Below are 26,457 nucleotides of genomic sequence, written 5' to 3' on the forward strand. Positions count from 1 at the left end.
ACGCGGCAACTACATTGCGAAGAGTTACCGGTCACACCGTGCGCCGCAGAGGCGGCGGCGCACCAAATGACTCAGTGCGTTGCTTGGATCGTGCGGATGCTCAGCAGCACCTGGTCGCGCAACTGCTCAGGGGCGACCTCTTTGCAGGCGCGCTGCACGGCTTCGGTGAGAACGAGGCCCACATGCAGCTCTGACGAGCAGTCCGTGCATCCGCTCATGTGTTCACGAATGTCGGCAGCGTCGGTGCTGGCGAGTTCGTTGTGGAGATACTCTTCGAGTTCAGCTTTGGCTTTCGAGCAGCCGCAGTCGGTCATTTCGTTTTTCCTTTCGAAGCAAGCGCGCCCTTCACAGAAGACGCGCCTTTCGCAGTCGCCTTTTTTGGTGCGGGCGACGTGCTCGCCGACTCCGCAGCGGCGGTGGATTTCACCGCGACACCCCGGCCTTCGGCGTATTCAGAGAGCAGGCCCCGCAGCAGGCGACGGCCGCGGTGCAGGCGGCTCATCACTGTTCCTACGGGGGTCTTCATGATGTCGGCTATCTCTTGGTACGAGAAGCCTTCGACGTCGGCCAGATACACGGCCAGACGAAAGTCTTCGGGAATCGACTGCAGAGCATCTTTCACCGCACTGTCAGGCAAGTGATCGATGGCTTCGGCTTCAGCCGAACGCGACGACGTGCCCGTTGCGGTGGCCGACTCGGCGTTACCCAACTGCCAGTCTTCGAGGTCGCTTGTGGTGCCCTGGTAGGGGTCGCGCTGCTTTTTGCGATACACGTTGATGAACGTGTTGGTGAGAATGCGGTACAGCCACGCCTTGAGGTTGGTGCCCTGTTCGAACTGCGCGAAGGCGGCGTACGCCTTCACGAACGTCTCTTGCACGAGGTCTTGCGCGTCGGCCGGGTTGCGCGTCATGCGCAGGGCGGCGCCGTAAAGCTGATCGAGAAAGGGAATGGCCTGCTCCTCGAAGAGCGCGCGGGGGTCAGATTTCACGGTTGTCATCACCGCCAAGTCTACTTCTCGGGCTATCTTCACCAGGTCAAGTCTCGGCACGCTGGGTGCAGCTATAACGGGTCGAGCGATGGTGCCGTATGCCGTTGCCATCGTCTGCCTCTCGTGATGTTGGTTACTGGCGATACCCTAGATAACTGATGCTGATCTCGAGATATTCCACACCAGACTTCAACCCGTACGGCGACTCCGCCCCCGGCGAGCCGAATCCTGACTGGGCCGCCCCCCGCGCCCACCAGCCGCTGCACGCCACGGTCTCGTTGCCGGGTTCGAAGAGCCTCACCAATCGTGAGCTGGTGTTGTCTGCGCTAGCGGATGCCCCCTCCCGCCTCCGCTCGCCCCTGCACAGCCGTGACACCACCCTCATGGTCGAGGCGCTGCGCTCTCTGGGCGTGTCGATCGAGCCCACCCCGGGTACCGGCCTGTTCGGCCCCGATTGGCTCATCACGCCCGCACCCGAGCTGCTCGGCAGCACCACCATCGACTGCGGACTCGCCGGCACCGTCATGCGCTTCCTGCCTCCGGTGGCCGCGCTGGCCCTCGGCCCCATCGTGTTCGACGGCGACGAGGGTGCCCGAAAGCGCCCGATGGCCACCACCATCTCCTCGCTTCGCGCGCTTGGCGTCGACATCAACGCTGACGGCCGCAGCAACCTGCCGTTCACCGTCTACGGCTCGGGCAGTGTCGACGGCGGAGCAATCACCATCGACGCCTCCAGCTCGTCGCAGTTCGTCTCGGGCCTGCTGCTCGCGGCCGCGCGCTTCGAGCACGGCCTGCACCTCACCCACGAGGGCGAACGTCTGCCGAGCCTGCCGCACATCGAGATGACCATTGCGGCCCTCGCCGCCCGCGGTGTTGCCGTGGCAACGCCGTCGCCGGGCGAGTGGATGATCGAGCCCTCCCCCATCGCCGCGCTCGACATCAGCATCGAACCCGACCTCTCGAACGCGGCACCGTTTCTCGCGGCCGCGCTCGTGGCCGGCGGCTCCGTTTCGATCAGTGGATGGCCGGGGTCGACCACCCAGGTCGGCGACGACCTGCTCGAACTTCTGCCTCTGTTCGGCGCGGAGGTCACACGCGAGGGCGATCGCGTCACCGTGACCGGCGGCTCGAGCATCCGGGGCATCGAACTCGACCTCACCACGGGCGGCGAACTCGCGCCCGCTCTCGTGGCCATTGCGGCGCTGGCCGATTCGCCCAGCACCATCACCGGAATCGGGCACATCAGGCACCACGAAACCGACCGCCTCGCCGCGCTCGCGACAGAGATCAACCGGCTCGGCGGTTCGGTCACCGAGCTCGACGACGGGCTCTATATCGAACCGCGTCCGCTGCACGGCGGGGTGTGGCAGACCTACCACGACCACCGCATGGCGCACGCAGGGGCGATCATCGGCCTGGCGATCGACGACGTGATCGTCGAGAACATCGCCACCACCGCGAAGACCCTGCCCGAGTTCGCGGCACTCTGGCAGCAGATGGTGTCGGGCGGCGCTCCGGATGCTGCGGGCTCACTCGGCAGACCGGCCGGCGCCAGTGTCGCGCTGGGCGACGGGTTGCTGGGCAATGGCCTGAACGGCGGCATCGGCGCGGGCCATCGCCACGGCGAACCCGGGGCGGTCGATGCGGATGGGCTGCCAGTATGACGAGGCACGGCGAATGATCGGGCGACCCGCATGAGCTGGCTGACCGACGACGACGAACCCGACGAGTACGACGAATTCGACGAGTCGAGCGTTCGGGTCAGACCCAACCCCAAAGGCAACCGCCCCCGAACCAAGACTCGGCCCGAGCACAACGATGCCGTTCGCGGCCGGGTGCTCTCGGTCGACCGCGGGCGCTTCGGCGTGCTGGTGCGCGAGAACGCTGCCGACGAGGCCGTCATCACGGCGTCACGCGCCCGCGAACTCGGCCGGCTCGGAATCGTCACCGGCGACACCGTCGACCTCGTGGGCGATACCAGCGGAGCCGACGGTAGCCTCGCTCGCGTAGTGCGCGTCGACGAGCGAAAGACCCTGCTGCGGCGCAGCGCTGACGACTCTGATGCCGTCGAGAGGGTCATCGTCGCCAACGCCGACCAGATGCTCATCGTCGTGGCCGCCGCGAACCCCGAACCGCGCGCGAACCTCATCGACCGGTACCTCGTCGCCGCCTTCGATGCGGGCCTCGCGCCCATTCTCTGCATCACCAAGACCGACGTGGCAGACCCCAGCGACTTTCTCGCGCAGTTCGACTGCTTCGACCTCGAGATCATCATGGGTGCAAAAGACGATTTCCCACTGGATGCCCTGAAATCCCTGCTCGTCGGGCACACCACTGTGACCGTGGGTCACTCCGGCGTCGGAAAGTCGACCCTCGTCAACGCCCTCGTGCCCGGCACCGATCGTGCCGTCGGTCGCGTGAACGACGTCACCGGGCGCGGGCGGCACACCTCGTCGTCGACGGTCTGCCTCCGCGTGCGCGACAACGACGGCAACCCGGGCTGGATCATCGACACCCCCGGCGTGCGCTCGTTCGGCCTCGGGCATGTGAACCCCGAGAACATCTTGCGCTCGTTCGCGAACTACGCCATTCCGGCAGCCACTCTGCCCCCCGAGGCCGACGGCATCGCGCTCACCCAGGCCCACGACTGGGAGATCGTCGACCGCATCGAGGCCGGCGAGCTCGGCGAGAGCGGCAAGGCACGCCTCGAGTCTCTGCAGAAGATCATCACCACCCTCGCCAGGTAGCACAGCGCGCGTCGGTACGCTGGAGCCGTGACCGAATTCAGCCTCGCCGAAGACCTGCAGCTCGCCCTCGACCTCGCCGACGCCGCCGACGCCATTTCGCTCGACCGGTTTCAGGCGCTCGACCTGGTGGTAGAGACGAAGCCCGACCGCACTCCGGTGACCGACGCCGATAAGGCCGTTGAGCGTGCCATTCGCGAAGGGCTTGAGCGCGCACGCCCCGACGACGCGATTCTCGGCGAAGAGTACGGCGGAGACGGCGCCGAAGCGCACGCCCACCGCCAGTGGATCATCGACCCCATCGACGGCACGGCCAACTTTCTGCGCGGCGTTCCCATCTGGGGCACGCTCATCTCGCTCGTGGTAGACGGGGTGCCGGCGGTCGGCGTCGCAAGTTCGCCGGCGCTGAAGAAGCGCTGGTGGGCATCCACTGGTGCGGGCGCATGGATGCTCGACCGCACAGCCCCGCACGCAGCCGCCACCCCGAACGGGACCACCACCGCCCCGAACGCAGCCGCCGGCCCGGCCCAAACCGCGCAGCGCCTCGCTGTCTCGAAGGTCGCCGACCTCGCTGGCGCCTCGGTCAGCTACAACTCGTTCCAAGGCTGGGATGACGCCGGCCACCTCGACGCCCTCACCCGCCTCAACCGCACGGTGTGGCGCACCCGCGCCTACGGCGAAATGTGGGCGTACATGCTGCTCGCAGAGGGGCTCGTCGACGCCGTGGGCGAATTCGACCTGAAGGCGTATGACGTGGCGGCGCTCATCCCGATCGTGCGAGAGGCTGGAGGCGCCTTCACCAGCCTCGACGGGTCAGACCCGCTCTGGGCCGGCGACGCCCTCGCCACGAACGCGCTGCTGCACGACGCGGTCGTGGAGCTGCTCGCCCTCTAAACGTGCCGCGCCGCTCTCGCCCGTGTAACTCACGGCGAGCGACCGGTGTACATAGCTAGGCTTGACCCTGGGCCGACGGCGGCCACACGTTCACAGATGGAGCATGCACCTCATGTCACACATTTACGACAACATCACCGATCTGGTGGGCCACACCCCTCTCGTGCGCATCAACAAGCTCACCGAGGGCATCGACACCACCATTCTCGGCAAGCTCGAGTTCTACAACCCGGCGAACAGCGTGAAAGACCGCATCGGTGTGGCCATCATCGACGCGGCAGAGAAAGCTGGTGCACTGCAGCCCGGCGGCACCATCGTCGAGGGCACCAGCGGTAACACGGGCATCGCGCTGGCTATGGTGGGCGCGGCTCGCGGCTACAAGGTCATTCTGACCATGCCCGAAACCATGAGCATGGAGCGCCGCGTGGTGCTTCGCGCCTACGGAGCCGAACTCGTTCTCACCCCGGGCGGCGAGGGCATGAAGGGCGCCGTCGAAACCGCGAACCGCATTGCGGCCGAGACGCCGGGGGCGATTCTGGCGCATCAGTTCGAGAATGAGGCCAACCCGGCCATCCACTACGCCACCACGGGCCCCGAGGTCTGGGAAGACACCGATGGCGCGGTCGACATCTTCGTGGCCGGCATCGGCACCGGCGGCACCATCACCGGCACCGGCCACTACCTGCGCGAGCAGAAGCCCGGCGTGCAGATCATCGGCGTCGAGCCGCTCGACTCCCCGATTCTGAACGGTGGCGCGCCCGGGCCGCACAAGATCGCCGGCATCGGCGCCAACTTCGTTCCCGAGATTCTCGATCGCGAGGTCTACGACGAGATCATCGACGTGTCGCTCGACGACTCCATCCGCGTCTCACGCCAGCTCGCCACCGACGAAGGCATTCTCGCCGGAATCTCATCAGGCGCCATCATGTGGGCCGCCCTCGAGGTGGCGAAGCGCCCCGAGAACGCCGGCAAGACTATTGTCGCGGTGGTCTGCGACTTCGGTGAGCGCTACGTTTCGTCGGTGCTCTACGACGACATTCGCAACTGAGCGGCCCTGCCGTCGTGCGCACCTCGCAGAGGTTCTTCGCGCGCCTGCGTGAAGACCTCGCGGTTGCCAAGCGGCGCGACCCTGCTGCGCGTTCGAAGGGCGAAATACTGCTCGGCTACTCGGGCCTTCATGCCCTGTGGGTGCACCGCCTCACTCACACGATGTGGCAGCGCCCAGGGTTGAAGCTGCCCGCCCGGCTGCTCTCGCAGTTCGCACGATTTCTGACCGGCGTCGAAATTCACCCGGCGGCAGTCATCGGTCGCCGAGTGTTCATCGACCACGGAATGGGCGTTGTGATCGGTGAGACCGCGGTGATCGGCAACGACGTGCTCATCTACCACGGCGTCACACTCGGCGGTGTGGGCCCTCGCGTTGGCAAGCGGCATCCGACTGTCGGCGACGGCGTGCTGTTGGGCGCGGGCTCGAAGCTGCTCGGCCCCATCAGCATCGGCGACGGATGCTCGGTAGGAGCCAACGCGGTGGTGCTGCACGACGCGCCCCCCAACTCTCTGCTCGTAGGCGTGCCCGCGGCAGCGCGGCCGCGCTAGAGCTTCTCTCGCTGTCGTGCGCAGCGGGCACGAAGAAGGGCCTCCCCGACGATCCATTCGTCGAGAAGGCCCTTCAGCGTGTGCAGGTGCGCGATTGCGCGGAAACTAGACCCTGCGGCCCGTGATGAAACGGAGCAAGAACACGATCAGGGCGATGACCAGAAGCACAACTCCGACCCAAATCAAGAAGCTGAGCGATGACGAAATCCCGCCTGTGATAAGCAAGATGATCGCGATGATCGCGATGACTGCTACGAGAATATTCATGGTGTTGTATCCCTCCCGAGATGTGTGTGCGGTGGTGACCGCGACCACAATGATATTGGTGCGTGCCTCTTTCGGGTGGGGGATTGCGCTGAAGCGCCACGCTGCGGTATGGGGCGAGAGAGCGTTTTCACGCACGAGCCGACTTCAGCGCGCGATGCCCCGTACCGCTTCGACGGCCGACTTCACGGCCGCTGCGGCCTCGTGCAGTTCGGCGGCTGTGACGCTCGAACCCATGGTGAACCGCACGGCCGTCTGAGCGATTTCGGGCTCGTAGCCCACAGCCACCAGCACGTGCGAGGGCTCGTCGCTGCCCGCTGCGCAGGCTGATCCACTCGAGCAGACGATGCCCTGACGCTCGAGTTCGAGCAGCACCGACTCACCACTCGTCGTCGTGAAACAGAAGGAGGCGAGCCCGGGCAGGCGGTGTTCGGCGGGGCCGGTGAGCCGGGCATCCGCAACCTCGCGCAGCACTGTGCCGATGAACTCGTCACGCAACGCCGACACCCGAGCCGCATCGGCCTCACGGGTCGCCTCGGCGAGGTTCAGCGCGGTCGCCAAGCCCACGGCCGCGGCCACGTTTTCGGTGCCTGAGCGAGCGCCGCGTTCTTGGCCGCCGCCGTGCAGCACCGGTTCGAGGGCGAGACGCCCGCGCACGTACAGGGCGCCGATTCCCTTGGGTGCGCCGAGCTTGTGGCCCGAGATGGTGAGCGCGTCGACGCCGAGGGCCCGCACGTTCAGCGAGAGCCATCCGGCGGCCTGAACCGCATCGGTGTGCAGCGGTACTCGGGCGGCCTGTGCGCGGGCCGCGAGCTCGGCGAGGGGCTGAATCGTACCGATCTCGTTGTTGGCGTACATGATGCTCGCGAGCGTGGTCTCGGGCGTGAGGAGGCGCTCGAACTCGTCGGGGTCGACCAGTCCCTCGCGGTTCACACCGAGAAACGACACCGTGAAACCGTGGTGGCGGCGCAAGTAGTCGCACGACTCCAGCACCGCCTCATGCTCGATGGGCGTGGTGATGAGGTGCCGCCCGCGCGGATTCGCCAACGCAATGCCCTTGATCGCGAGGTTGTCGGCCTCGGTTCCGCCCGACGTGAACACGATCTCGTTCGCACGCACGCCAAGTGCGCGGGCGACGGATGCTCGGGCCTCTGCCAACGCGTCAGCCGCCCGCTCACCGAGCGAATGTGTGCTCGAAGGGTTGCCGAAGTCGCCCGTGAGGTAGGGCCACATCGCTTCGAGCACCTCGCGGCGTACCGCGGTGGTGGCGGCGGAGTCGAGGTAGATCACGGCGTGGATTGCGCGCTGGCGGGCGCGGTCTCGGTCGGGCGCGCGATCTGCGAGCTGGTCGCGAGCGTCACGTCGAGACCGAGGTCGAGCGAGCGAACACTGTGCGTTAGCGCGCCCACCGAGATGACGTCGACGCCCGTCTCGGCGATGGCGCGAACCGTGCCGAGGTTGACCGATCCGCTCGCTTCGACGATGGCGCGGCCGGCCACCATGGCCACACCCGTGCGCAGGTCGTCGAGGCTGAAGTTGTCGAGCATGATGGTGTCGACACCGGCCGCGAGCACCGGTTCGATCTGGTCGAGCCGGTCGACCTCGGCCTCGAGGTGGGTCGTGTGAGAGAGTGATCGCCGAACCTCGAGCAGGGCATCCGTCACCGAACGCCTCCCATCGTGCGTGAGCACGGCGAGATGGTTGTCTTTCGCCATGACAGCATCAGAGAGCGAGAATCGGTGATTGTGGCCGCCGCCGCAGCGCACGGCGTGGCGTTCGAGCACTCGAAGGCCCGGGGTGGTTTTGCGCGTGTCGACGATGCGGGCACTCGTGCCTTCGATTTCGGCCACGTAGGCGGCCGTCTGAGTGGCGATGCCCGAAAGGCGCTGCACGAAGTTCAGCGCGACGCGCTCAGACTGCAGCACCGAGCGCGCCGGGCCGGCCACGGTGGCGAGCGTGGCACCCTTCTGGAAGGCGGCTCCGTCGGCCACCACCAGTTCGACGATGACCGTGGGGTCGAGCAGTTCGAAGGCGGCCCGAAACACCGCTCCCCCGCTGAACACGCCTACCTCGCGCGCCACCAAGCTCGCCGCCGCGGTCGCATCGGCCGGAATCAGTGTCTGCGAGGTGAGGTCACCCCACGGCGCGTCTTCGTTCAGCGCCATGGTCACCACGGGGCTCACGGCGAGCGGGCTGAGTTCTGAAACGAAATTCACCGGGCGACTGCACTCTCTCGTTCGACGCTGCCTTGCTGGACGCTGATGTGACGGCGAAAGACCTCACGCGGCTCCGGGTAGTCCGAGCGAAAGTGGGCTCCGCGTGACTCCTCGCGCGCCAGAGCCGAGCGGGCAATCAGCGTGCCGAGCAGCAGCAGGTTGGCGTTCTCGCGATCGTGCAGCGTCGCGTAGCTGGGCGCCCACGCCTCGAGCGCCTCGAGCGCGCGCTCGAGTGTCGCAGCGTCGCGGTATACCCCCACGTTGTTCCACATCACCTGCTGTAACTCGAGGCGGCTCGGTGCCGCTCCATCGAGAGAGTGCGTTTCAGACGAAAGCGGGGGTTGCACCGGCATTTCTCGTCCGAAACGCGCACTCTCGCCATCCGACGTGGCCGAGGTGAGGGGTGCGGGGGCGACGGATGCTGCGAAAGGGCTCGGAGCCAGCGTCGGGTCAGCCTCACCCCGAAGCGCGTCGACGCACCGCCACGCGAACACCACCGATTCGAGCAATGAGTTGGAGGCAAGCCGGTTCGCGCCATGCACCCCCGTGCACGCCACTTCGCCGACCGCGTAGAGCCCTGCCAGCGACGTACGGCCCCATTCGTCGGTCGTCACGCCGCCCATCCAGTAGTGCGCGGCGGGGGTGACGGGTATCGGCTGAACCGACCAGTCGAGCCCATTACGCCGACACGCTTCGGTGATGCTCGGAAACCGCGTGGCGAGAAACTCCGCCCCGAGCCGTGTCGCGTCGAGCAGCACAGGCGCTCCGCCCTGCTTCTGCATCTGTTCGGCTATCGCCCGGGCGACCACGTCTCGCGGGGCGAGTTCGGCGTCAGGATGCACGGCCGGCATGAACCGCTCACCGGCAGCGTTCAGCAGCACAGCTCCCTCACCGCGTACGGCCTCAGAGATGAGAAAGTTACCCGGCACCGCGAGCGACGTAGGGTGAAACTGGTAGAACTCCAGGTCAGAGAGCTGCGCACCCGCGCGATAGGCTGCGGCGACTCCGTCGCCCGTGGTCACTTCGGGGTTCGTCGTGTGCGCGAAGAGCTGTCCGGCTCCGCCGCTGGCGAGAATCACGGCATCCGCCAGCAACGTGCTCGCGACACCATCTGGCCCGATCACCTCGACGCCAGTGACCCTCCGTTCACCCGCCACGACGCCGGTGACTCGGCGCTCGGCCGCCGCAGCGTCGGTCACGTCACCAGCGACACCACCAGCCACGTCACCCGCCACATCCTCGACGACCAGATCGGCGACGAACGTGTACTCGAGAATGCGCGACGCCGTAGCGCGAACAGCTCGCACCAGCGCCGATTCGATCTCGGCTCCGGTCGCGTCTCCGCCGGCGTGCAAGATACGCGCGTGCGCGTGTGCTGCCTCCATGCCACGAGCGAGACCGTCGATGAGGTCGTCGCCCTCGACGCGTCCGGCCGACAAAGCGCTCGATCCTCCGGCCTCAGACGCCACCCGGTCGAACTCGACGCCCCAGCGAATGAGGTCGCGAATGCGGTCGGGTCCCTCGGCGCACAGCACCTCCACCGCAGCCACCCGGTTGATTCCCGCGCCAGCAACCAGCGTGTCGGCCACGTGCGACTCGACGCTGTCGTCGGCGAAGAGCGCCACGGCGATACCGCCCTGCGCATAGCGGGTGTTGCTCTCGCCGAGCTCTGCCTTGGTGATCAACGTCACGTCATGCGTTCGACCGGCACGCAACGCCACGACCAACCCAGCGATTCCGCTGCCGACCACGATCGCGGTCGGTCGGCCGGCACCAGAATTCGTGGTCATGGCTTGGCCGCCAGCATCCGCTCAAGCGCAACACGCGCCGGCACGGCAACAGCGTCGTCGACCGTGATCTGGTTCACGACCTCGCCGGCCACGAACGCCTCGAGCACCCACGCCAGGTACCCCGGGTGAATACGGTACATGGTCGAGCATGGGCAGATCACCGAGTCGAGACAGAAAATGGTGTGCTCGGGGTGCTCGGCTTGCAGGCGCTGCACCATGTTGATCTCGGTGCCGATGGCGAAGGTCGAGCCGGCGGGCGCCGCGTCGATGGCTTTTTGAATGTAGTCGGTCGAGCCCGCTTCGTCTGCAGCGTCGACCACGGGCATCGGGCATTCGGGATGCACGATTACGCGCACCCCGGGGTACTCGGCCCGCGCCTTGTCGATCTGCGCCACGGTGAAACGCTTGTGCACCGAGCAGAACCCGTGCCACAAGATCACCTGTGCATCCTGAATCTGCTGCTCGTCGTTGCCGCCGAGGGGTTTGCGTGGGTTCCACATGGGCATGCGCTCGAGCGGAACCCCCATGGCCTTGGCCGTGTTGCGACCGAGGTGCTGGTCAGGAAAGAACAGCACACGCTGCCCGCGCTCGAATGCCCACTCGAGCACCGTCGCGGCGTTCGACGAGGTACAGACGATGCCGCCGTGCTCTCCGCAGAAACCCTTGAGGGCCGCGCTCGAGTTCATGTAGGTCACCGGGATGATCGGCACCCGCCCACTCGCATCAGGCTCAGTGCCGTAGATCTCTTCGAGCTGCTCCCAGGCCTGGGTCACCGAGTCAATGTCGGCCATGTCGGCCATCGAACACCCCGCCGCGAGGTTCGGCAGAATCACCGACTGATTCGGGCCCGAGAGCATGTCGGCCGTCTCGGCCATGAAGTGCACGCCGCAGAACACAATGGCCTCGGCTTCGGGTTTGGCCTTCGCAGCGTTCGCGAGCTGAAAGCTGTCGCCCACGAAGTCGGCGTACTTCACGACCTCGTCGCGCTGGTAGAAGTGGCCGAGAATCACGAGCCGGTCGCCGAGAGTCGCCTTGGCAGCCATGATGCGAGCATCGAGTTCTTCGTTGCTGGCGAGGCGGTATTCGAGCGGAATCTCGCCCTGCTTCGGGGTGTCAGCGGGGGCGACGTCGTACATCGACGACCCCGGGCCGTAGCTGGGAGCGGGCGATTTGTCGAAGTTCCACGGCGCGTCTTTGAGCGCGGGGCTGCAGCTGGTGACTTTTCCGCCGGGGCGGATCAGCTGAATGGTGGTGTCGACAGATGGCATTTCGTGCTCCTCTTGCACAGCGGGTGTGGTGCGGGGTGTATCGGGTGGTGCTGGGTGTGTCGGGTGTCGGGCGTTCAGGTCACCGGCAGCGGCCCGTTGTCGGCCAAGCCGAACGACTCGTTGTATCGGTAGAGCCGAGGGGGGCGGTGGCGCCCACCGGCGAGCCGTTCATCCGTCGCCACGACCGAATTCGTCGATTCGATCTGGCGCCTGAAGTTCGCGGGGTCAAGCGGTTTTCGAAGCACAGCTTCGTACACCTCACGGAGTTGCGTGAGCGTGAATCGTTCGCCCAGAAAGGCGTGCGCAATGCGGCTGTACTCCATCTTGTTGCGCAGCCGCCACAATGCGTATTCGACGATGGTGTTGTGATCGAATGCCAGCTCTGGCAGGTCATCGGCCGCGAACCAGCGCACATTTTCACCCTCGGTCGCACGTTCTGCCTCGTCGGGTCGCACGAGCGCCCAGTAAACAATCGAAACGACACGCTGACTGGGTGAGCGATCGACGGTGCCGAAGGCGTAGAGCTGCTCGAGGTACCTCGAGGTCAGGCTCGTGGTCTCGAGCAGGTTGCGCGCTGCCGCGTCACCGAGGCTTTCGGATGCCCCGATAGGCCCCCCAGGCAACGCCCACCTGCCTTCGAACGGCTCTCGTATGCGCCTCACCAGCGGAAGCCACAGGGTCGCCGCGCTGGTCTCTCCCGAGTCTTTCGTTTGCGCTTCATTTGCACGCAACGCGAAGATCACCGTTGAGACGGCGAGCGTTGGTGCGTCGTGGTTCATGAGTTCCTCTGAGTAAAGGTGTAACTGACCTGAACTGATAATACAACTGTTTTTGCTTTAGCGTGAACCACAGGCGAAGTTGAGTGAATGTCAGTGGTTGGTGTTTGACTTGGGTCATGAATGAAACCGCGTCTTCTTCCGTGTCTGTGGGTGATGGGATGCGCGCGCTTATCGGCTCGATTGAGGTGCTGTCGGGGTGCCGTGCTGCCGCGCCCAATGGGCTTGCCGACGGGCTGGTGGCTGGGTTGTCTGACTCGGATGCGTTGACGGGGCTGGTGCTCGTGGAGCGGCTGGGTAAGTTGGTTGATGCTCTGCGGGTCGAGTTCGCTTCTACAGTGGATGCCCGGTGTGAGGTGTCGCGAGGGGACGACCGTTTGACAGTGAGACTGGGTTTCGCGACGGTGCAGAAGCTTCTCGCTGCGCATACGGGTACGTCGGTGTCGACGGCGGCTGACAGGGTGCGGCTGGGCCGTCGTATCCGCACGGATATGTCGCTCGCTGGGGTACCGAATCCGTCGCGGTTCCCGCACGTGGAAGAAGCACTCCGTACCGGGGTTCTCGGTGTGGATACGGCTGAGGTGATCACCCGGAAGCTGTCGCAGGTTGCGAAGGCCACCGGGTACACGGAGGAGCTCGGGGCGGCGGAGGAGTATCTCGTCACGGCGGCGGCACAGTCGGCGGGTGGGCTGGGTTTCTCCGCGGACGAAGTCGGTGTTCTCGCGGGGAATCTCCGCGACCGTCTCGACCCGGACGGGGTCGAACCCCGTGACGCCGGCCTGACCGAGCAGCGCAGCCTCAGGTTCATCACGCTGCCGTCGGGGATGGTGAAGATGATCGGCCTGCTCCCACCCGAAGACGCCGCATCCTGGCTCGCGATCGACGCCGCCACCCAAAGCCCACGCGTCAGGCCGTCGTTCCGTGCCGACCCGGCACCGCCTTCTGAAGGCGCAGACGACGAAACCGTGCCGCCGGTGGATGTGGTGTTCGAGGATCCGCGTACTCGGGATCAGAAATGCTTAGACGTCTTCACCGATGTGATCCGGAGGGGTGCGACGTTGCCTGATGTGCCCCGTATCAACGGTGCCGCCGCAGTCGTTTCGGTGCATGCTGATCTTGATGACATTGTTGCCGGCCTCGGGGTGGGCTGGGTACCCGGCATCACCGAACCATTACCCGCCAGTGCAGTGCAGCAACTGCTCTGCCACGCCGACACAACCACCACGGTGTTCGGTGAGGGCGGGCAAGTGCTCTGCCAAGGCAAGAAGCAACGCCTGTTCACGACCCGGCAGATTCAGGCCATGGCCGCCCGTGACGGCGGATGCGTCTGGCCAGGCTGCGACCGGCCACCGTCCTGGTGCGAAAGTCACCACACAACCCCGTGGACCTCCCAGGGCTACCTCCCGGGCCGTACCGATGTGGACCTCGGCGTGCTCCTGTGCCATTTTCACCACTCCGTCGTACACAAAACGGGGTGGACGTTGGTCATGATCAGCGGCGCACCGCACTTCATCCCACCCGACTGCCTTGATTGGACACGCACCCCCAGACCCGCAACCCAGCAACGCACCCGAACACGGCTGAAACCATTGAACCTCGCCGACCTCCCCAAACGCTCGGAACCCTGGCACATACTCCGAAACTAGCTCACATATAAGCAAAAAGCCCCCCACTTTAGGTTACATTCGGCGTACGGTCAAGGGCCGAGCCCAAGTTTGGTTTTCTCGCGAAGCGACGCCATAGTTTTGTCATGACGCAGTCGTCTCTCCCCCACGAAGACGCTGCGATCGGAGTTCCCGAATAATCATTGAGCGAGTTCTGACGCCTCTGGTTTCTCGAATTCCTGTGGTCTGGCTTCCGACAATCGGGTAGTCCGAAGCCAGACCACACCTCTCACTGCGCTGAACAAGCCCGCGCCGAAACAGCTCACCACGTTGGTGCAGCAGCACAGTAGTCTTAGCCGCGAGGAGTGTCATGGGAAAGCTTGTCTACGGTGACTCGGGAACCGAAATCGAATTCGACGACCGTGTTCTCACGCATCTGCAGATCGTGATCGGCGCGAAGCTGCGACGACGCGAAAGTTTCTTCTTCTCGTGGAAAGACGACCCGGCAGTGGGTGACGGCCGCAGCAGCATCTGGCTCGACTCGTCGGTTCCGCTCTACTTTCGGTATAACTCCAACAAAGTGCCCGCGCTCAACCGCGAATGGATCACGGTCATGACCGCCTCAGCGAACAGCGGTGCGGGTCTGACATTCATTGAAGAGCCCGGCGATCACAGCACTCCCCTGCCGAAGTCGTCGGCCTAGGGCATCCACTCGCGGGCATCTACAAGCCCGAGCACCAAGCCCGCAGCGCCAGCTAGGCCTGCACCCCGATGGCCTGATGCACCGACCGCACAGCGCTCGCCCCTTCACCTACCGCGGCAGCAACTCGCTTCATCGACCCACTACGAACGTCACCTGCAGCGAAGACGGCAGGGATGCTCGTCTCGAACGGCAACGGAGTGCGACCGATACTCCCCCAGCACTTCGGCAGGTCACCTGGCAGCAGTTGCTGGTCGGTGACTACGAATCCGTCGCCGTCTGTCATCACACCGTGCAACCACGACGTCTCAGGATCAGCCCCGATGAAACAGAACAACCCCGTGCACGCGATCGTCTCGGTTTCACCCGTTACACGGTTGCGCAGCTCTATGCCGGCAAGCGAATCGGTGCCCGCCAGGCCCGTGACCTCGGTCGAGACCTTGATGGTGACGTTCGGGTGCGCCTGCAATCGGTCCACGAGGTAGGCCGACATGCCACTGCCGATGTCGTGGTGGCGCACCGCGATGGTCACGGTGCTACCGCGGCCGGCGAGAAACAGCGCCGCCTGACCCGACGAATTCGCGCCACCGATCACGGTGACCGACTGCTTGCTGCACGCTCTCACTTCGAGCTCGGTCGCTGCGTAGTAAATGCCGGCGCCTTCGAATTGCGCCCAATTCGGCAGAGCAAGCGAGCGGTAGCGGGCTCCAGTGGCGATGATGACGGCGCGCGACGAAATCGCCGTGCCGTCGTCGAGAAACACCCGCAGCGAGTCGCCGCCGACGTCGAGGCTGACCACCTTGCAGGGGCTGAACAGGCGAGCCCCGAACTTCTCTGACTGAACGGCGGCGCGCGAGGCGAGTTCGTTGCCGCTGAGACCTGACGGAAATCCGAGGTAGTTCTCGATGCGGGAGCTGGCTGCCGCCTGGCCGCCGGTTCCCACGGCGTCGAGCAGAATCGTCGAGAGCCCTTCTGACGCGCCGTAGACAGCCGCCGCCAACCCGGCAGGGCCGGCGCCGATAACAGTGAGGTCAACGACCTCTTCGCCGGTGCTTCGGTACGAGAGACCTACGTGTTCGGCTAGTTCGCCCGGTGTCGCGTTTCGCAGAATGGCATCGGGCATGATCACGGCGGGCAGATCAGCCGCAGTCAGCTCAGCCACCTTCAGCAGCGACTGACCCGCCACGCTGTCGGAGTCGAACCAGAGGTGCGCGAGCTGCTGCCGTGCCGCGTAGGTGCGCAGGGCGAGCGAGGCCGCCGAGAGGCTCGTGCCGACGATCTCGATGCTGCGCGCACCAGCGCCACGCTGAAGTCGCTTGCGCCGCGCAATGAACGCACGCAGCAGCAGGTCTGAGAGGTCGGGCTCTTCTGCCATCAGCGCTCTGAACCGCGCTGGCGAAATGTGCGTGATCTGGCCCGGCTCGACGACACGACCGGTCAAATAGATGGTCTGACCAGTGAGCAGGTTGAGTTCGCCGATGAAATGGCCGGCAGTGAACCGGCTCACCAACTCTTCTGGGCCGTCCACGGTAGCCACCTGCACAATCTCGACGACGCCTTCATCGACCACGATCAAGTCGAGTTCGGTATCACCGGCGCGAAAGACGATGTCGCCTGCGGAGGTCGGTCTCGCCTCACCGTACGTGCGCAACCGACTCAGCTGATCGGGGCTCAAAACGGGGTATGCCTCTGCAGGCATATTCAAATCGACACGCGCAGCCGGCATGTCTTGCGCGGGAGAAGAAACTGCCCGTGCAGAGGGCCGCAGTGATGAATCCGATGTATCGGTCATGGTTTACGATCCTAGTGTGAGCGCTTCGAATGGAATCGACCCAGAAATCGGCCCGAGCGGTGCGGGGTGTGCCGATTGCGACCCCGTGTCGGGGTGGTGGCTGCACTTGCGCCGCTGTGCGGAATGCGGGCACGTGGGGTGCTGCGACTCGTCGCCGTCACAACATGCTACCCACCACTTCGAGAGCACCGGGCATCCCATCATGCAGACCTTCGAGCCGGGTGAATCGTGGATGTGGGATTACCGCACCGACGATTACACCGAGGGCCCCGAGCTTGCTCCCGCGGTGCACCACCCGCTCGACCAGCCGACGCCCGGGCCCGAGGGCCACGTGCCGCCGAACTGGGAGCAGCTGCTGAACTAGCGTCACCCGGCAGCAGCTAGCCCGTGTTCTGCAGGCCGGCTGCCACTCCGTTCACGGCGAGCAGCAGCAGCTGGTGCGGTTCATCGGCCGGGTCTGCGCTGCCGGATGCCCGAATCGACTTGAGCGCACGAAGCTGTAGCAACGAGAGTGCGTCGACGTACGGACTCCGCAGGCGCACGGCCCGGCGCAACACGGGGCGGCCTTCGAGCGGTTCGGAATGGGCCGTCGTCTGCTGCACCCACTCCCGGGTGAGAGCCATCTCTTCGAGCACCAACTCGGCCAGATCGTCACGGTCGCCGAGCGCTAAGTAGCGCTTTGCGAGGCGGTCGTCTGTCTTGGCGAGCGACATTTCGACGTTGTTGATCATTGCCGTGAAAAGCGGCCAGCGTGCGTAGGCGTCGCGCAGAACATCCACATCGCCCACCGCTGCCAGTGCCGAACCGAGGCCGAACCAGCCGGTCAGGTTGATGCGGGCCTGCGTCCAGGCGAAAACCCACGGAATTGCTCGGAGATCTTCGAGCGATTCGATCGAAAGCCCGCGGCGAGCCGGGCGGGAGCCGAGCGCGAGCAGACCGACCTCTTCGAGCGGGGTTACTTGCGCGAACCAGGGCGCGAAACCGTCAGCCTTGATGAGTTCGTAAAAGCGTTGGCGTGAGCGGGCATCCATCGTCGCCGCAACACTTTCGAAGTCGAGGGTCGCCGCGCGGTTCTCTTCTTCGTTCGACGGGCTCGAAGCGAGCAAGGTTGCGGCAGCCATCTGCTCGATGTGCCGGGCGGCAATGGTCTTGTCACCGTATTGAGCGAAGATGACCTCACCCTGTTCGGTGAGCTTGAAGCGGCCCTCGACAGACCCGGGCGGCTGCGCCATAACGGCTTCGTTGGCCGGGCCGCCGCCTCGCCCGAGGGCACCGCCGCGACCGTGGAAGAGTGTCAAGACGATGTCGTTGTCTTTCGCCCACTGCGCGATTCGCGACTGCGCGGAGTAGAGCGCGAGCGTTGCCGACACGGGCCCGACGTCTTTCGACGAGTCGGAGTAGCCGAGCATCACTTCGAGCTTGCGCCCGGTCGCTTCGAGCCGCGCCTTCACTGGCTCGAGCTCGATCATCTCGGCCAGAATCGTCGTGCTGGCGTTCAGGTCGTCGAAGGTCTCGAACAACGGAATCACGTCGAGCGTAGGCGCTGCCTCGGCAGAGCCGAGAGCGGCTTCAGCGAGCGCATAGACGTTGCCGAGGTCTTCTGACGACTGCGTGAACGACACGATGTACCGTCTCGACGCGCGCAGACCATAACGGTTCTGCAGGTACGAAATGGTGCCGAACACGTCGAGCACCTCGGTCGTCATCTCGCTGAGTTCGCCACCCGCGCGAATCTCTTCGAGGGCCTGTCGGTGTACCTTCGAGTGCTGGCGCACCTCGAGTTCGGCGAGGTGAAAGCCATACGTCTCGACCTGCCAGATGAGGTTCTGCAGTTCGCCGTTCGCGCTGCGGTCGGCACCGGCCGAGCGAAGCGACGTCTGCAAGATGCGCAGGTCGGTCAGTAGTTCTTCGGGGGCGCCGTAGGCCAGGTCGGCGTTGCGCAGGCGGGTCGCCGCGATTCGTTCAGCAATCACCAGCAGCACTCGGCGGTGCGGCTCGTTCGGCGCACGGGTGCCCACCTGAGCCGTGACCTCACCGGCGAAGCTGCGCTGCCGAGCCCACAGGGAGTTCAAGGCTTTGTCGGCTGGAGTGTCAGCGGAATCGAGGGTGAGGGTGCGCCCGATACGCGTCGCGGCGTGCTCGAGGCCGAGCAGAACGTGCTCTGAGGCGATGGCGGCGGCCGATTTCGTCACCGCCGCCGTGACGAAGGGGTTGCCGTCGCGGTCGGCGCCGATCCAGCTGCCGAGCCGCATGAAGGCTGGGGCCTCGGTCGGCTTTGCGCCGGCATCGCTGCCGAGCAGCCAGTCGTCGAGCAGCCGGTAGACGCGCGGTACGATCTCGAACAGGGTCTGGTCGAAGATGTTCATGGCCGTACGAACTTCGTCGAGCGGCGTCGGCCGGGTGGTGCGCAACGGCGAGGTGCGCCAGAGCACGTCGATCTCTTCGAGCAGGCGACGATCGTTCTCGCTGCTGCCGAGGGTACCCGGCTGAAGCACATCGCGCTCGGCGAGCAGTTCGCTGATGCGGCGAATGGATGATGCGACAGCACGTCGACGAGCCTCGGTGGGGTGAGCGGTCAGAACCGGGTGAAACCGCAGCCCCTTCAGGCGAGTGGCGGTTTCGGCCGCGCCGACCTCTGCCTCGAGGCGTTGGATTGCCGCGGCGAGGGAGTCGGTCGCCACGGCGTCGCCCTGGGCATCCCGAGCCTGCAGCACCCGCACGCGGTGGTGCTCTTCGGCGAGATTGCTGAGGTGAAAGTAGCAGGTGAAGGCGCGGGCGATCTGCTCGGCGCGCTCGGGGGTGAATGACTCGACGAGGCGCTCGGCGTCTTCGATGGAGGTGTTGTTCTCGTGCTCGTAGGCCTCGATGGTGAGCGATCTCAGCTTCTCGACATCGCTCAGCAAGTCGAGGCCGCCGGCTTCGCTGAGCACTCGGCCCAGCAGGCTGCCGAGCAGGCGAACGTCTGAACGCAGGTCTTCATCGACCTCGTCACTGATGGCGCTGCGGCTGAGATCTGAACCGACGTGGGGTTCTTCTGCGATAGTCACAAACACCAAGTTAGCGCCTGCATATTGACAGCATGTTACGTGGGTCGCAGATCGACGTGCCAGCCGACGTGGCGCAGGGTTTGTTCAGCTTGGCACGAGACATTGAGAGCTATGCAACTCGCCGTCGACATCGTTCTCGTGGTCGCGGCCCTTCTCGCCATTGCCGGCGGCTGGGCGCGCGGCGCTGTGGTGATGGCGGCGTCACTGGTGGGCATCGCTCTGGGCGCTTACGTCGCCACGCTCGTCGCGCCGGTCATGGTCGATCTGCTCGTTCAATACGGCTGGACAAGCACCCTGCAGCGCTCGATCGCCGCGGGCGCCGTGTTCGTGCTGTGCATCGTCATCGGCTCGTCGGTGCTGGGGGCTGCGGCAACGCTCATTCGGCGCGCCTTCGGGCGGGTGAAGGTGGTGCGCGGCATCGATTCGCTGGGCGGCGCGCTCATCGGCGTGCTGGCGTGGGCTGTGGTGGTGTGGCTCGCGGGCGGCTTTCTGCTCTCGACGGGGCAGTTGCAGGCGACTCAGTTGGTCAATTCGTCTCAAGTGGTCAGGGCGCTGAACTCCATCGCGCCCGTGCCTGCCACCGCCGCGCTCGGCACGCTCGACAGTGCTCTCGGCAGTGCGGGCTTTCCGACCGTCTTCGCCGACGGTGCTGAGTTCATCGCGGGGGCGCAGGCGCCCGACCCCACGGTGCCGAATGCGGTTTCGGCGTCATCTGCCGGCGTCGTGAAGGTGCTCTCGTCGGCGCCGAACTGCGGCAACGACGCCGAAGGCAGCGGCTGGGTCGTCTCAGCGAACCGCGTCATCACAAACGCACACGTGGTAGCCGGCAGCACCGACATCTTCGTGCAAGCCAACGGCTCGGGGTCGCTGATGGCCGCCACCCTCGTGGTGTACGACCCGCAACGAGATCTGGCCGTGCTCGACGTGCCCGACCTGAACGTTTCGCCACTCGCGCTCGGCACCGAGCTCGGCGCCTCCGACTCCGCCGTGGTGGCCGGGTACCCGGAGAACGGACCCTACACCACAGCGACGGCGCGAGTGCGTCAGGTGGTGCAGGCCGTCGGGCTCGACATCTACGGGCAAGAAACGGTGACCCGCGAGATCTACTCGTTGCGCGGCACGGTGCTGCCGGGAAATTCCGGCGGGCCCCTCTTCGACAGCAGCGGCAAGGTGGTGGGCGTGGTCTTCGCGAGATCGACGTCAGACGCCGATACGGGGTACGCCCTCACGCTCAACGAACTCGCGCCCGTCGTGGCGGAGGTTGGGGCATCCGACCCCGTCTCGTCAGGCGCCTGCCAGACCGACTAGCGACATCTGTCTGACCAGGCCTGTCACTGACCAGGCTTCTCGCTTACCAAGCGAGGGAGAGGCCCGTTCGGGCTGCGGCGGCGCGCACGCGGTCGTGCAGGTGGGCCGAGGCGCTTGTGGCGTGTGGATGCACGGAGACACCGTTCTGCGACACGAGTACTCCCCCGATGTAGACCTTCTCGAGGTTGCGCAGGCCGCACGCGAAGGCATAGCTGGCGTACACATCCCACACGGGGCCAGTGTCGGGCGACGACGGATTCACCACCACGAAGTCAGCGAACTTGCCCACCTCGAGACTGCCGACGCGGTCTGCGACGCCGAGTGCTTCGGCCGAGCCGAGCGTGTGCATGCGCAGCATGTCGCGCGGCATCAGCACCGAGGCGTTCTGGTGCACGGCGCGCTGGGTGTACATGCCGATGCGCATGTTCTGAAACGGGTCAGAGATGTCGGTGCACGACTGGTCGTCGAGACCGACGCCGATGGGCATGCCGAGGTCGCGGTAGCGCACAATGTCGGCGACGCCCGAGCCGAGCCGGCCGTTCGAGGTGGGCTGCCACACCATTCCGCTGCCCGAACTCGCGGCCTTCTCGGCCATTGAGGTATCGGGGTGCACGAAGTGGCCGAACAAGAACCCGTCACGCAGCGCACCCGCCTCTTCGTACCAGCGAAACTTTTCACGCTGCTGGTCGAGCGCCTCACTCGTCTCGAGAAAGTGGGCCTGGTTGCCGATGCCGTGCGCGTCCATCGCGCGAACCTCGTCGCGCGCCGCCTGCTCAGACTCCGACCATTGCACGGCGCCGAACACGCTCGTGCCGAGGTTCAGCTCGGTCGGCACGTTCTGCTCCACGTAGGCCACCGCGTCGGCGAACACCTCGAAGGCCTGCTCGGGCGGCTGAAATTCGCTGTCGAGCCTGATCGAGGTGAGCACTCGAAGGCCGGAGTGGCGTGCGGCATCCACTTGCCGTTGCAGGTAGCGTTCGCTTCTGACGTCGAAGATCTCGCGGCGGTCGGTTGCGGCGTCGTAACGGCCCACGATGCGCGAATCGGTGAAGTTGTACGCACTCGTGATGCCGTTGCCGATGAAGTCGAGGCAGCCGTGCAGGGTGAACCAGTAGATGTCGTCTTCGCCGGCGCCTGAGATGAACGTCGACTGCTCGCCGACCCACCCGTAGAGGTTGTCGCCCGGGGTCATGCCGCGCATGCCAGAGGTGAAGATGTGGCTGTGCGCCGAGATGAACCCGGGCGCGACGAAGGCGCCGTTGGCGTCGAGCACTTCGCCGGTGGGTGCTGCGCTGGTGCCTGCTGCGGCTGCGGTGTCGCCCTCTACCGCGTCGCTGGTTTCGGCCTGCGGAGGCTCGGGCGGCTCCCCCGCGCCCAAACCTGTTATGCGGCCGTCGTCGCCCACGGTCATCCACCCTCTGAACCACTCGGCCCCATCGGCCATCGTGATGATCACGGCGTTGACAATAGTGAGGGCGGGTGAGGGTGCGGGCATGGCCACACGCTATCCGGCAAAAAAGACGAACACGTTACGCGAATGCAACGCGGCCGCGACGCAACTCAGACGCAGGCGAGACGCAGCTCAGACGCAGCTGGGCCTCCGCCGGCAGATGGTCTTTTTCTGAGCTTTATTCGCTATTTTCGATTGTCATCGCTATGATGACAGAATGATAATTGCACCGAGCGCCCGCAAGCATGGGGTACTTGATGCCGACATTGCTCACGCAGTGCGTAAACACAATCCGATATTTAGAACACGATTACGACGGCGAGTCTCGAATATTCATCATCGGCACAGACCGCCACGGGCGCTTTCTCGAAATCGTGGCGGTGCCGTCGCCGCAACCCAACCGCATAATCCACGCAGACTTACTGCGGCCGCAGTTCTATCACTACCTGTGAGGAGAGAATCATGAAATCAGATCCGCGCTCGAGCGCAGAAAAGTGGCTCGACTCGTTCGAGCCGACTCAGTCGCCGATGAAAGACGGGAGTCATCTTCGTGCTATCGGCGACGCCCTCACGGCAGTTGAGAACGCCGGAGATGCACTCGAACGCGCTGTCGCCGAAGCTCACGACGCCGGCGATTCGTGGGAGGCCATCAGCGTCGTGCTCGGCACTTCGCGGCAGGCTGCACATCGCAAGTTCGCACACCGTGTGGCCGCAGCCCACGTTCGTCGCACTCGAAACCCTGCACAGCCAGAGTGACGACAGCCACCACAAGAGGGATGCTCGACAGCGCGTGACAGGGGCCGGCGGTGGAGATGGGGGGAATTGAACCCCCGTCCACTGCTGTGGTCGTGTGCCTTCTACGGGTGTAGCCAGTGCAGGCGTTCTACTCGGCTCCGATCTTTGCCACTGGCAGCTAGATCGACGAGCCCAGTCTCAGTAAAAGTCCCTGTGCACCCTGAGGCTCAGTGCACAAGCAATCCCTCTAGATAACGCCAGGCTCCGGGTAGAGGGCATTCCCGGTCTGACGGTTCCTTAAGCGGCTACAAGGAGCTTAGGCTGCGAGAGCGAAAGCGGCCTTGGTGGCCGGAACAGTGCTTTTTTGATTGGCACTTATTGTTTGCACAGATCGTTTGCGAGATAACTGTGCATCCTCGGCCCGCTTCTCACACTCACTCAGGCAATGTCGAAACCGATCATCCCCCTGAACGAGCTGTGTACGACTATTTCGAAAGAGATCGAAACGGCGCACAGACTCGGGCCACTATCACGCGCTGTTGAGTTGTCAATCTAACCGCTGCGCTCAGGCAGCCCTCTAGTATATGCACTAATCTCACCTCATGACGACTGCGCTCTGGACTCCCGCCCGACTGCCTCTTCTCACCGAAAAACGATTCGTCATCACGGGCAGCAACGCGGGCCTCGGCTACTGGGCTGCAGAGTTTCTCGCGCGGCGCGGCGCCTCTGTGGTGATCGCGGCGCGCAACGAGCAGAAGGCCACCTCGGCCATCGCGTCTATTCTGACTCGGGCACCCCTCGCCGACGTCAGCTGGGTGAAGCTCGACCTGGCGAACCTTGCCTCGATCGAGCGCGCCGCCACCGAGCTGTCAGCGCAGCCCATCGACGTGCTCGTCAACAACGCCGGCGTGCTGGGCGCGTCGAAGCGCGGCTTCACCTCAGACGGCTTCGAACTCATGTTCGGCACGAACGTGCTCGGTCACTTCGCGCTCACGGCTCGGCTGATGCCGACACTACTGGCCACCGAGAACTCGCGCGTGGTCTCACTCGGCAGCATTTCGCACGAGATGAACGAAATGGATCTCGCCGACGTCATGAGCGACCAGAACTACGGCAGCTTTCGGGCCTACAGCCGCTCGAAGCTCGGGGTGATGCTCATCGCATTCGAGCTCGACCGGCGACTGCGGGCGGCGGGGCTGTCGACCGAGAGTCTGGTCGCGCACCCTGGCTTCTCGCTCGACGGGCTGAGTGCAGCCCGGCCCGGAATCACGAACGGCAGCCGATCGAACGTTCTCGTGCGCGCCGCCCTCGGCACCTTCGCCCAGGGCAAAGACGCTGGCGCGCTGCCGACCGTGCGCGCGGCAGCCGACCCCGTGGCCCGCGGTGGCGAATACTGGGGCCCAGCCGGCTGGCGGCAGCTGAAAGGCAGCCCCACAGTGGTGCGGGCCAAGAACCGCTCCCGCGACATCCACTCGGCCAGTACCCTCTGGAGCATGGCCGAGACCATGACGGGCGTGCCGCTCAGCTTCTAGCCGCGGCTAGTCGACGAGCTACGCCGCGGCTAGTCGCCGAGGTTGCGCTGCGTGCCCATGGCGCGGTCTGCCTCGCGCTTGTCTTGACGTTCGCGCAGGGTTTGGCGCTTATCGTACTCACGCTTGCCTTTGGCTACCGCCAGCTCGACCTTGGCGCGGCCGTCGCTGAAGTAGAGGCGCAGCGGCACGAGGGTGTAACCGCCCTCTTTGACCTTGTTGTGAATCTTCAGAATCTGCGCCTTGTGCAGCAGCATTTTGCGCTTACGGCGGGGCGGGTGGTTGTTCCACGAGCCCTGATTGAATTCGGGAATGTGCACGGCGTCGAGCCACGCTTCTCCCCCGTCGATGTAGCCGTAGCCGTCGACAAGGGATGCCCGCCCGGCCCTCAGCGACTTGACCTCGGTGCCGGTCAGCACGAGACCCGCTTCATAAGTGTCTTCGATGGTGTAGTCGTGGCGCGCCTTGCGGTTGGTCGCGACGACCTTTTCTCCGCGTTCGCGTGGCACGGTTACTCCTGAATGGTTGAAATCTGACGATGGATGCTCTGCACAGCGCGCTCTGCAGCCCACTAGTCTATCGAATGCCACGCCCCATGTTCACCCGATGCGAAAGCAGCACAGAGCCATGACAGACCCAAGCCCCGCCGACGAAACGGCCCCCGACCAGGCGCACCCGGGCCAGGCTCCCGTACGCAAACGATGGTGGCGCACGTCGCGGTTCTGGGCGATCGCGGCCGGCGGCTTGGCTATCGCGGTGGTGGCGGGCGTACTCGGTGGCTTGGTCGCCACGGCTTGGCGACCAGCGAACACCTGCAACGCCCAATCGATCGCCACTCAGGTGCTGCCCGCGATCGTCACTGTTCAAGTGCAGGCTCCGGGAGGTAACGGCGTCGGCACAGGCGAAATTCTCACCACCGACGGATACATCGTCACCAATAACCACGTCATCTCGAGCGCGGCGAACTCCGGCAGCATCAGCGTGCTGTATTCGAGCGGAGAATCCGTCGACGCCACGCTCGTGGGGCGCGACCCTGTGTCAGACCTCGCCGTACTCAAGGTCTCGACCGATAAGGCGCTTCCGACCATCCAGATCGGCAACTCGTCGAACGTGTCGGTTGGCGAGCCCGTCGTCGCTCTCGGTGCCCCGCTCGGCCTGTCGAACACCGTCACCGCGGGAATCGTGAGCGCCCTCGACCGAAACGTGACGGCCCCGAGTGACAACGGCACGACGACCACCCTCGTCGGCTCGATTCAGACCGACGCCGCCATCAACCCCGGTAACTCGGGCGGTGCGCTCGTCGACTGCTCCGGGGCCCTCGTGGGCGTCAACACGGCCATCGCCACCGTTCCGAACGCGTCGGGCGATGCGGGCGGCGGCAGCGTCGGCATCGGATTTGCTGTGCCGGTAAATCTCGTGAACTCGATCGTGGCCGACATCAAGTCTGGCGGCGGCGTGCGCACTCCATGGTTCGGCGCCGAGGTGTCGCTCATTCCTGTTGCCACTGCCAAGCAGTTCGGCGTTGCCCCAGGGCTCTTCATCGAATCTGTCGTGCCAGGCGGCCCCGCGGATGCTGCGGGCCTACGTGAAGGCGACATCATCACGACCATCGACGGCGGCCCGGCGACGAGCAGCGACGTGATCACCACGCTCGTGCAGGAGAAAGCGGTCGGCGATACCGTTGCAGTCACCTTTGTTCGGCGTGGAGTGACCTCGAGCACATCGGTGACCTTGGTGGCGGCGCCGTAGCGTGACG

24 protein-coding genes and 1 other RNA gene are annotated in these 26,457 nt (G+C 65.2%); 12 read left to right on the forward strand and 13 right to left on the reverse strand.

The window, feature by feature from the left end; translation table 11 throughout:
- Positions 1-71: 71 nt before the first annotated feature.
- Positions 72-314: a zf-HC2 domain-containing protein gene (locus IEX24_RS09710; protein ID WP_188677434.1), complete on the reverse strand. Its 243-nt coding sequence runs from the start codon at positions 312-314 to the stop codon at positions 72-74.
- The gene (locus IEX24_RS09715) at positions 311-997 is read right to left on the reverse strand and encodes a sigma-70 family RNA polymerase sigma factor (RefSeq protein ID WP_188677436.1); all 687 of its coding nucleotides are present in this window, start codon (positions 995-997) and stop codon (positions 311-313) included. Before IEX24_RS09715 ends, IEX24_RS09710 begins: the two co-directional genes overlap by 4 nt.
- 149 nt (positions 998-1,146) lie before the next feature.
- Between IEX24_RS09715 and aroA the strand changes: the two genes are divergently transcribed.
- From aroA to epsC, 5 genes are all read left to right on the forward strand, one after another.
- Positions 1,147-2,652 (forward strand): 3-phosphoshikimate 1-carboxyvinyltransferase, encoded by a 1,506-nt coding sequence (aroA, locus tag IEX24_RS09720; protein ID WP_188677439.1) that lies wholly within the window; start codon positions 1,147-1,149, stop codon positions 2,650-2,652.
- Positions 2,653-2,682: 30 nt separating this feature from the next.
- Positions 2,683-3,735 (forward strand): ribosome small subunit-dependent GTPase A, encoded by a 1,053-nt coding sequence (gene rsgA, locus IEX24_RS09725; protein ID WP_188677452.1) that lies wholly within the window; start codon positions 2,683-2,685, stop codon positions 3,733-3,735.
- Between the two features lie 27 nt (positions 3,736-3,762).
- Entirely contained in the window at positions 3,763-4,626 is an 864-nt protein-coding gene (locus IEX24_RS09730) for an inositol monophosphatase family protein (RefSeq protein WP_188677455.1), read from the forward strand.
- A gap of 112 nt (positions 4,627-4,738) precedes the next feature.
- The gene (gene cysK, locus IEX24_RS09735) at positions 4,739-5,674 is read left to right on the forward strand and encodes a cysteine synthase A (RefSeq protein WP_188677468.1); all 936 of its coding nucleotides are present in this window, start codon (positions 4,739-4,741) and stop codon (positions 5,672-5,674) included.
- Between the two features lie 14 nt (positions 5,675-5,688).
- Positions 5,689-6,222 (forward strand): serine O-acetyltransferase EpsC, encoded by a 534-nt coding sequence (gene epsC / locus IEX24_RS09740; protein ID WP_188677471.1) that lies wholly within the window; start codon positions 5,689-5,691, stop codon positions 6,220-6,222.
- Positions 6,223-6,327: 105 nt separating this feature from the next.
- Here the strand turns inward: epsC and IEX24_RS09745 are convergent, their stop codons facing one another.
- The 6 genes from IEX24_RS09745 to IEX24_RS09770 all read right to left on the reverse strand — a co-directional run bounded on the left by IEX24_RS09745 (position 6,328) and on the right by IEX24_RS09770 (position 12,539).
- Positions 6,328-6,489, reverse strand: a complete 162-nt coding sequence (locus tag IEX24_RS09745; protein WP_188677474.1) for a hypothetical protein — start codon at positions 6,487-6,489, stop codon at positions 6,328-6,330.
- Positions 6,490-6,633: 144 nt separating this feature from the next.
- Positions 6,634-7,776 (reverse strand): cysteine desulfurase family protein, encoded by a 1,143-nt coding sequence (locus IEX24_RS09750; RefSeq protein WP_188677477.1) that lies wholly within the window; start codon positions 7,774-7,776, stop codon positions 6,634-6,636.
- On the reverse strand, positions 7,773-8,651 hold the full coding sequence (nadC, locus tag IEX24_RS09755; protein ID WP_188678178.1) for a carboxylating nicotinate-nucleotide diphosphorylase: 879 nt from the start codon (positions 8,649-8,651) through the stop codon (positions 7,773-7,775). The genes IEX24_RS09750 and nadC overlap by 4 nt, the downstream gene beginning before the upstream one ends.
- 47 nt (positions 8,652-8,698) lie before the next feature.
- Positions 8,699-10,492, reverse strand: coding sequence for an L-aspartate oxidase (gene nadB, locus IEX24_RS09760; protein WP_188677480.1), 1,794 nt, complete (start codon positions 10,490-10,492; stop codon positions 8,699-8,701).
- On the reverse strand, positions 10,489-11,760 hold the full coding sequence (gene nadA, locus IEX24_RS09765; RefSeq protein WP_188677483.1) for a quinolinate synthase NadA: 1,272 nt from the start codon (positions 11,758-11,760) through the stop codon (positions 10,489-10,491). Before nadA ends, nadB begins: the two co-directional genes overlap by 4 nt.
- Before the next feature lie 74 nt (positions 11,761-11,834).
- Positions 11,835-12,539, reverse strand: coding sequence for an NUDIX hydrolase (locus IEX24_RS09770; RefSeq protein ID WP_188677485.1), 705 nt, complete (start codon positions 12,537-12,539; stop codon positions 11,835-11,837).
- 116 nt (positions 12,540-12,655) lie between these two features.
- On the opposite strand from IEX24_RS09770, the gene IEX24_RS09775 reads away from it, so the two are divergent.
- Positions 12,656-14,182: an HNH endonuclease signature motif containing protein gene (locus tag IEX24_RS09775; protein ID WP_188677487.1), complete on the forward strand. Its 1,527-nt coding sequence runs from the start codon at positions 12,656-12,658 to the stop codon at positions 14,180-14,182.
- A gap of 328 nt (positions 14,183-14,510) precedes the next feature.
- Positions 14,511-14,843, forward strand: a complete 333-nt coding sequence (locus IEX24_RS09780) for a DUF7882 family protein (protein ID WP_188677489.1) — start codon at positions 14,511-14,513, stop codon at positions 14,841-14,843.
- Positions 14,844-14,895: 52 nt separating this feature from the next.
- Here IEX24_RS09780 and IEX24_RS09785 read toward each other — a convergent pair whose 3' ends face one another.
- The gene (locus IEX24_RS09785) at positions 14,896-16,539 is read right to left on the reverse strand and encodes an FAD-dependent oxidoreductase (RefSeq protein ID WP_203585905.1); all 1,644 of its coding nucleotides are present in this window, start codon (positions 16,537-16,539) and stop codon (positions 14,896-14,898) included.
- A 91-nt stretch (positions 16,540-16,630) separates the two neighbouring features.
- On the opposite strand from IEX24_RS09785, the gene IEX24_RS09790 reads away from it, so the two are divergent.
- Positions 16,631-16,996, forward strand: coding sequence for a UBP-type zinc finger domain-containing protein (locus tag IEX24_RS09790; RefSeq protein ID WP_188677491.1), 366 nt, complete (start codon positions 16,631-16,633; stop codon positions 16,994-16,996).
- A 16-nt stretch (positions 16,997-17,012) separates the two neighbouring features.
- Here IEX24_RS09790 and IEX24_RS09795 read toward each other — a convergent pair whose 3' ends face one another.
- Positions 17,013-19,679: a phosphoenolpyruvate carboxylase gene (locus IEX24_RS09795; RefSeq protein ID WP_188677493.1), complete on the reverse strand. Its 2,667-nt coding sequence runs from the start codon at positions 19,677-19,679 to the stop codon at positions 17,013-17,015.
- Positions 19,680-19,790: 111 nt separating this feature from the next.
- Between IEX24_RS09795 and IEX24_RS09800 the strand changes: the two genes are divergently transcribed.
- Positions 19,791-20,987, forward strand: a complete 1,197-nt coding sequence (locus IEX24_RS09800) for a MarP family serine protease (RefSeq protein WP_188677504.1) — start codon at positions 19,791-19,793, stop codon at positions 20,985-20,987.
- A gap of 43 nt (positions 20,988-21,030) precedes the next feature.
- On the opposite strand, the gene IEX24_RS09805 is transcribed toward IEX24_RS09800, so the two are convergent.
- The gene (locus IEX24_RS09805; protein ID WP_188677516.1) at positions 21,031-22,482 is read right to left on the reverse strand and encodes an amidohydrolase family protein; all 1,452 of its coding nucleotides are present in this window, start codon (positions 22,480-22,482) and stop codon (positions 21,031-21,033) included.
- A gap of 417 nt (positions 22,483-22,899) precedes the next feature.
- Here IEX24_RS09805 and IEX24_RS09810 point away from each other — a divergent pair, with 417 nt between their 5' ends.
- A complete protein-coding gene (locus IEX24_RS09810; protein ID WP_188677518.1) occupies positions 22,900-23,193 on the forward strand; it encodes a hypothetical protein in 294 nt (97 codons plus the stop codon).
- A gap of 48 nt (positions 23,194-23,241) precedes the next feature.
- Here IEX24_RS09810 and ssrA read toward each other — a convergent pair.
- Positions 23,242-23,638: a transfer-messenger RNA gene (ssrA, locus tag IEX24_RS09815) on the reverse strand.
- A 136-nt stretch (positions 23,639-23,774) separates the two neighbouring features.
- Here ssrA and IEX24_RS09820 point away from each other — a divergent pair.
- A complete protein-coding gene (locus IEX24_RS09820; protein ID WP_188677520.1) occupies positions 23,775-24,704 on the forward strand; it encodes an oxidoreductase in 930 nt (309 codons plus the stop codon).
- A gap of 29 nt (positions 24,705-24,733) precedes the next feature.
- On the opposite strand, the gene smpB is transcribed toward IEX24_RS09820, so the two are convergent.
- A complete protein-coding gene (smpB, locus tag IEX24_RS09825) occupies positions 24,734-25,210 on the reverse strand; it encodes an SsrA-binding protein SmpB (protein ID WP_188677527.1) in 477 nt (158 codons plus the stop codon).
- Positions 25,211-25,328: 118 nt separating this feature from the next.
- On the opposite strand from smpB, the gene IEX24_RS09830 reads away from it, so the two are divergent.
- Complete coding sequence (locus tag IEX24_RS09830) at positions 25,329-26,450, forward strand: S1C family serine protease (RefSeq protein WP_188677529.1); 1,122 nt, start codon at positions 25,329-25,331, stop codon at positions 26,448-26,450.
- Positions 26,451-26,457 lie beyond the last annotated feature (7 nt).

It is taken from the genome of Subtercola lobariae (genome assembly GCF_014640255.1).
Lineage (GTDB): Bacteria > Actinomycetota > Actinomycetes > Actinomycetales > Microbacteriaceae > Subtercola > Subtercola lobariae.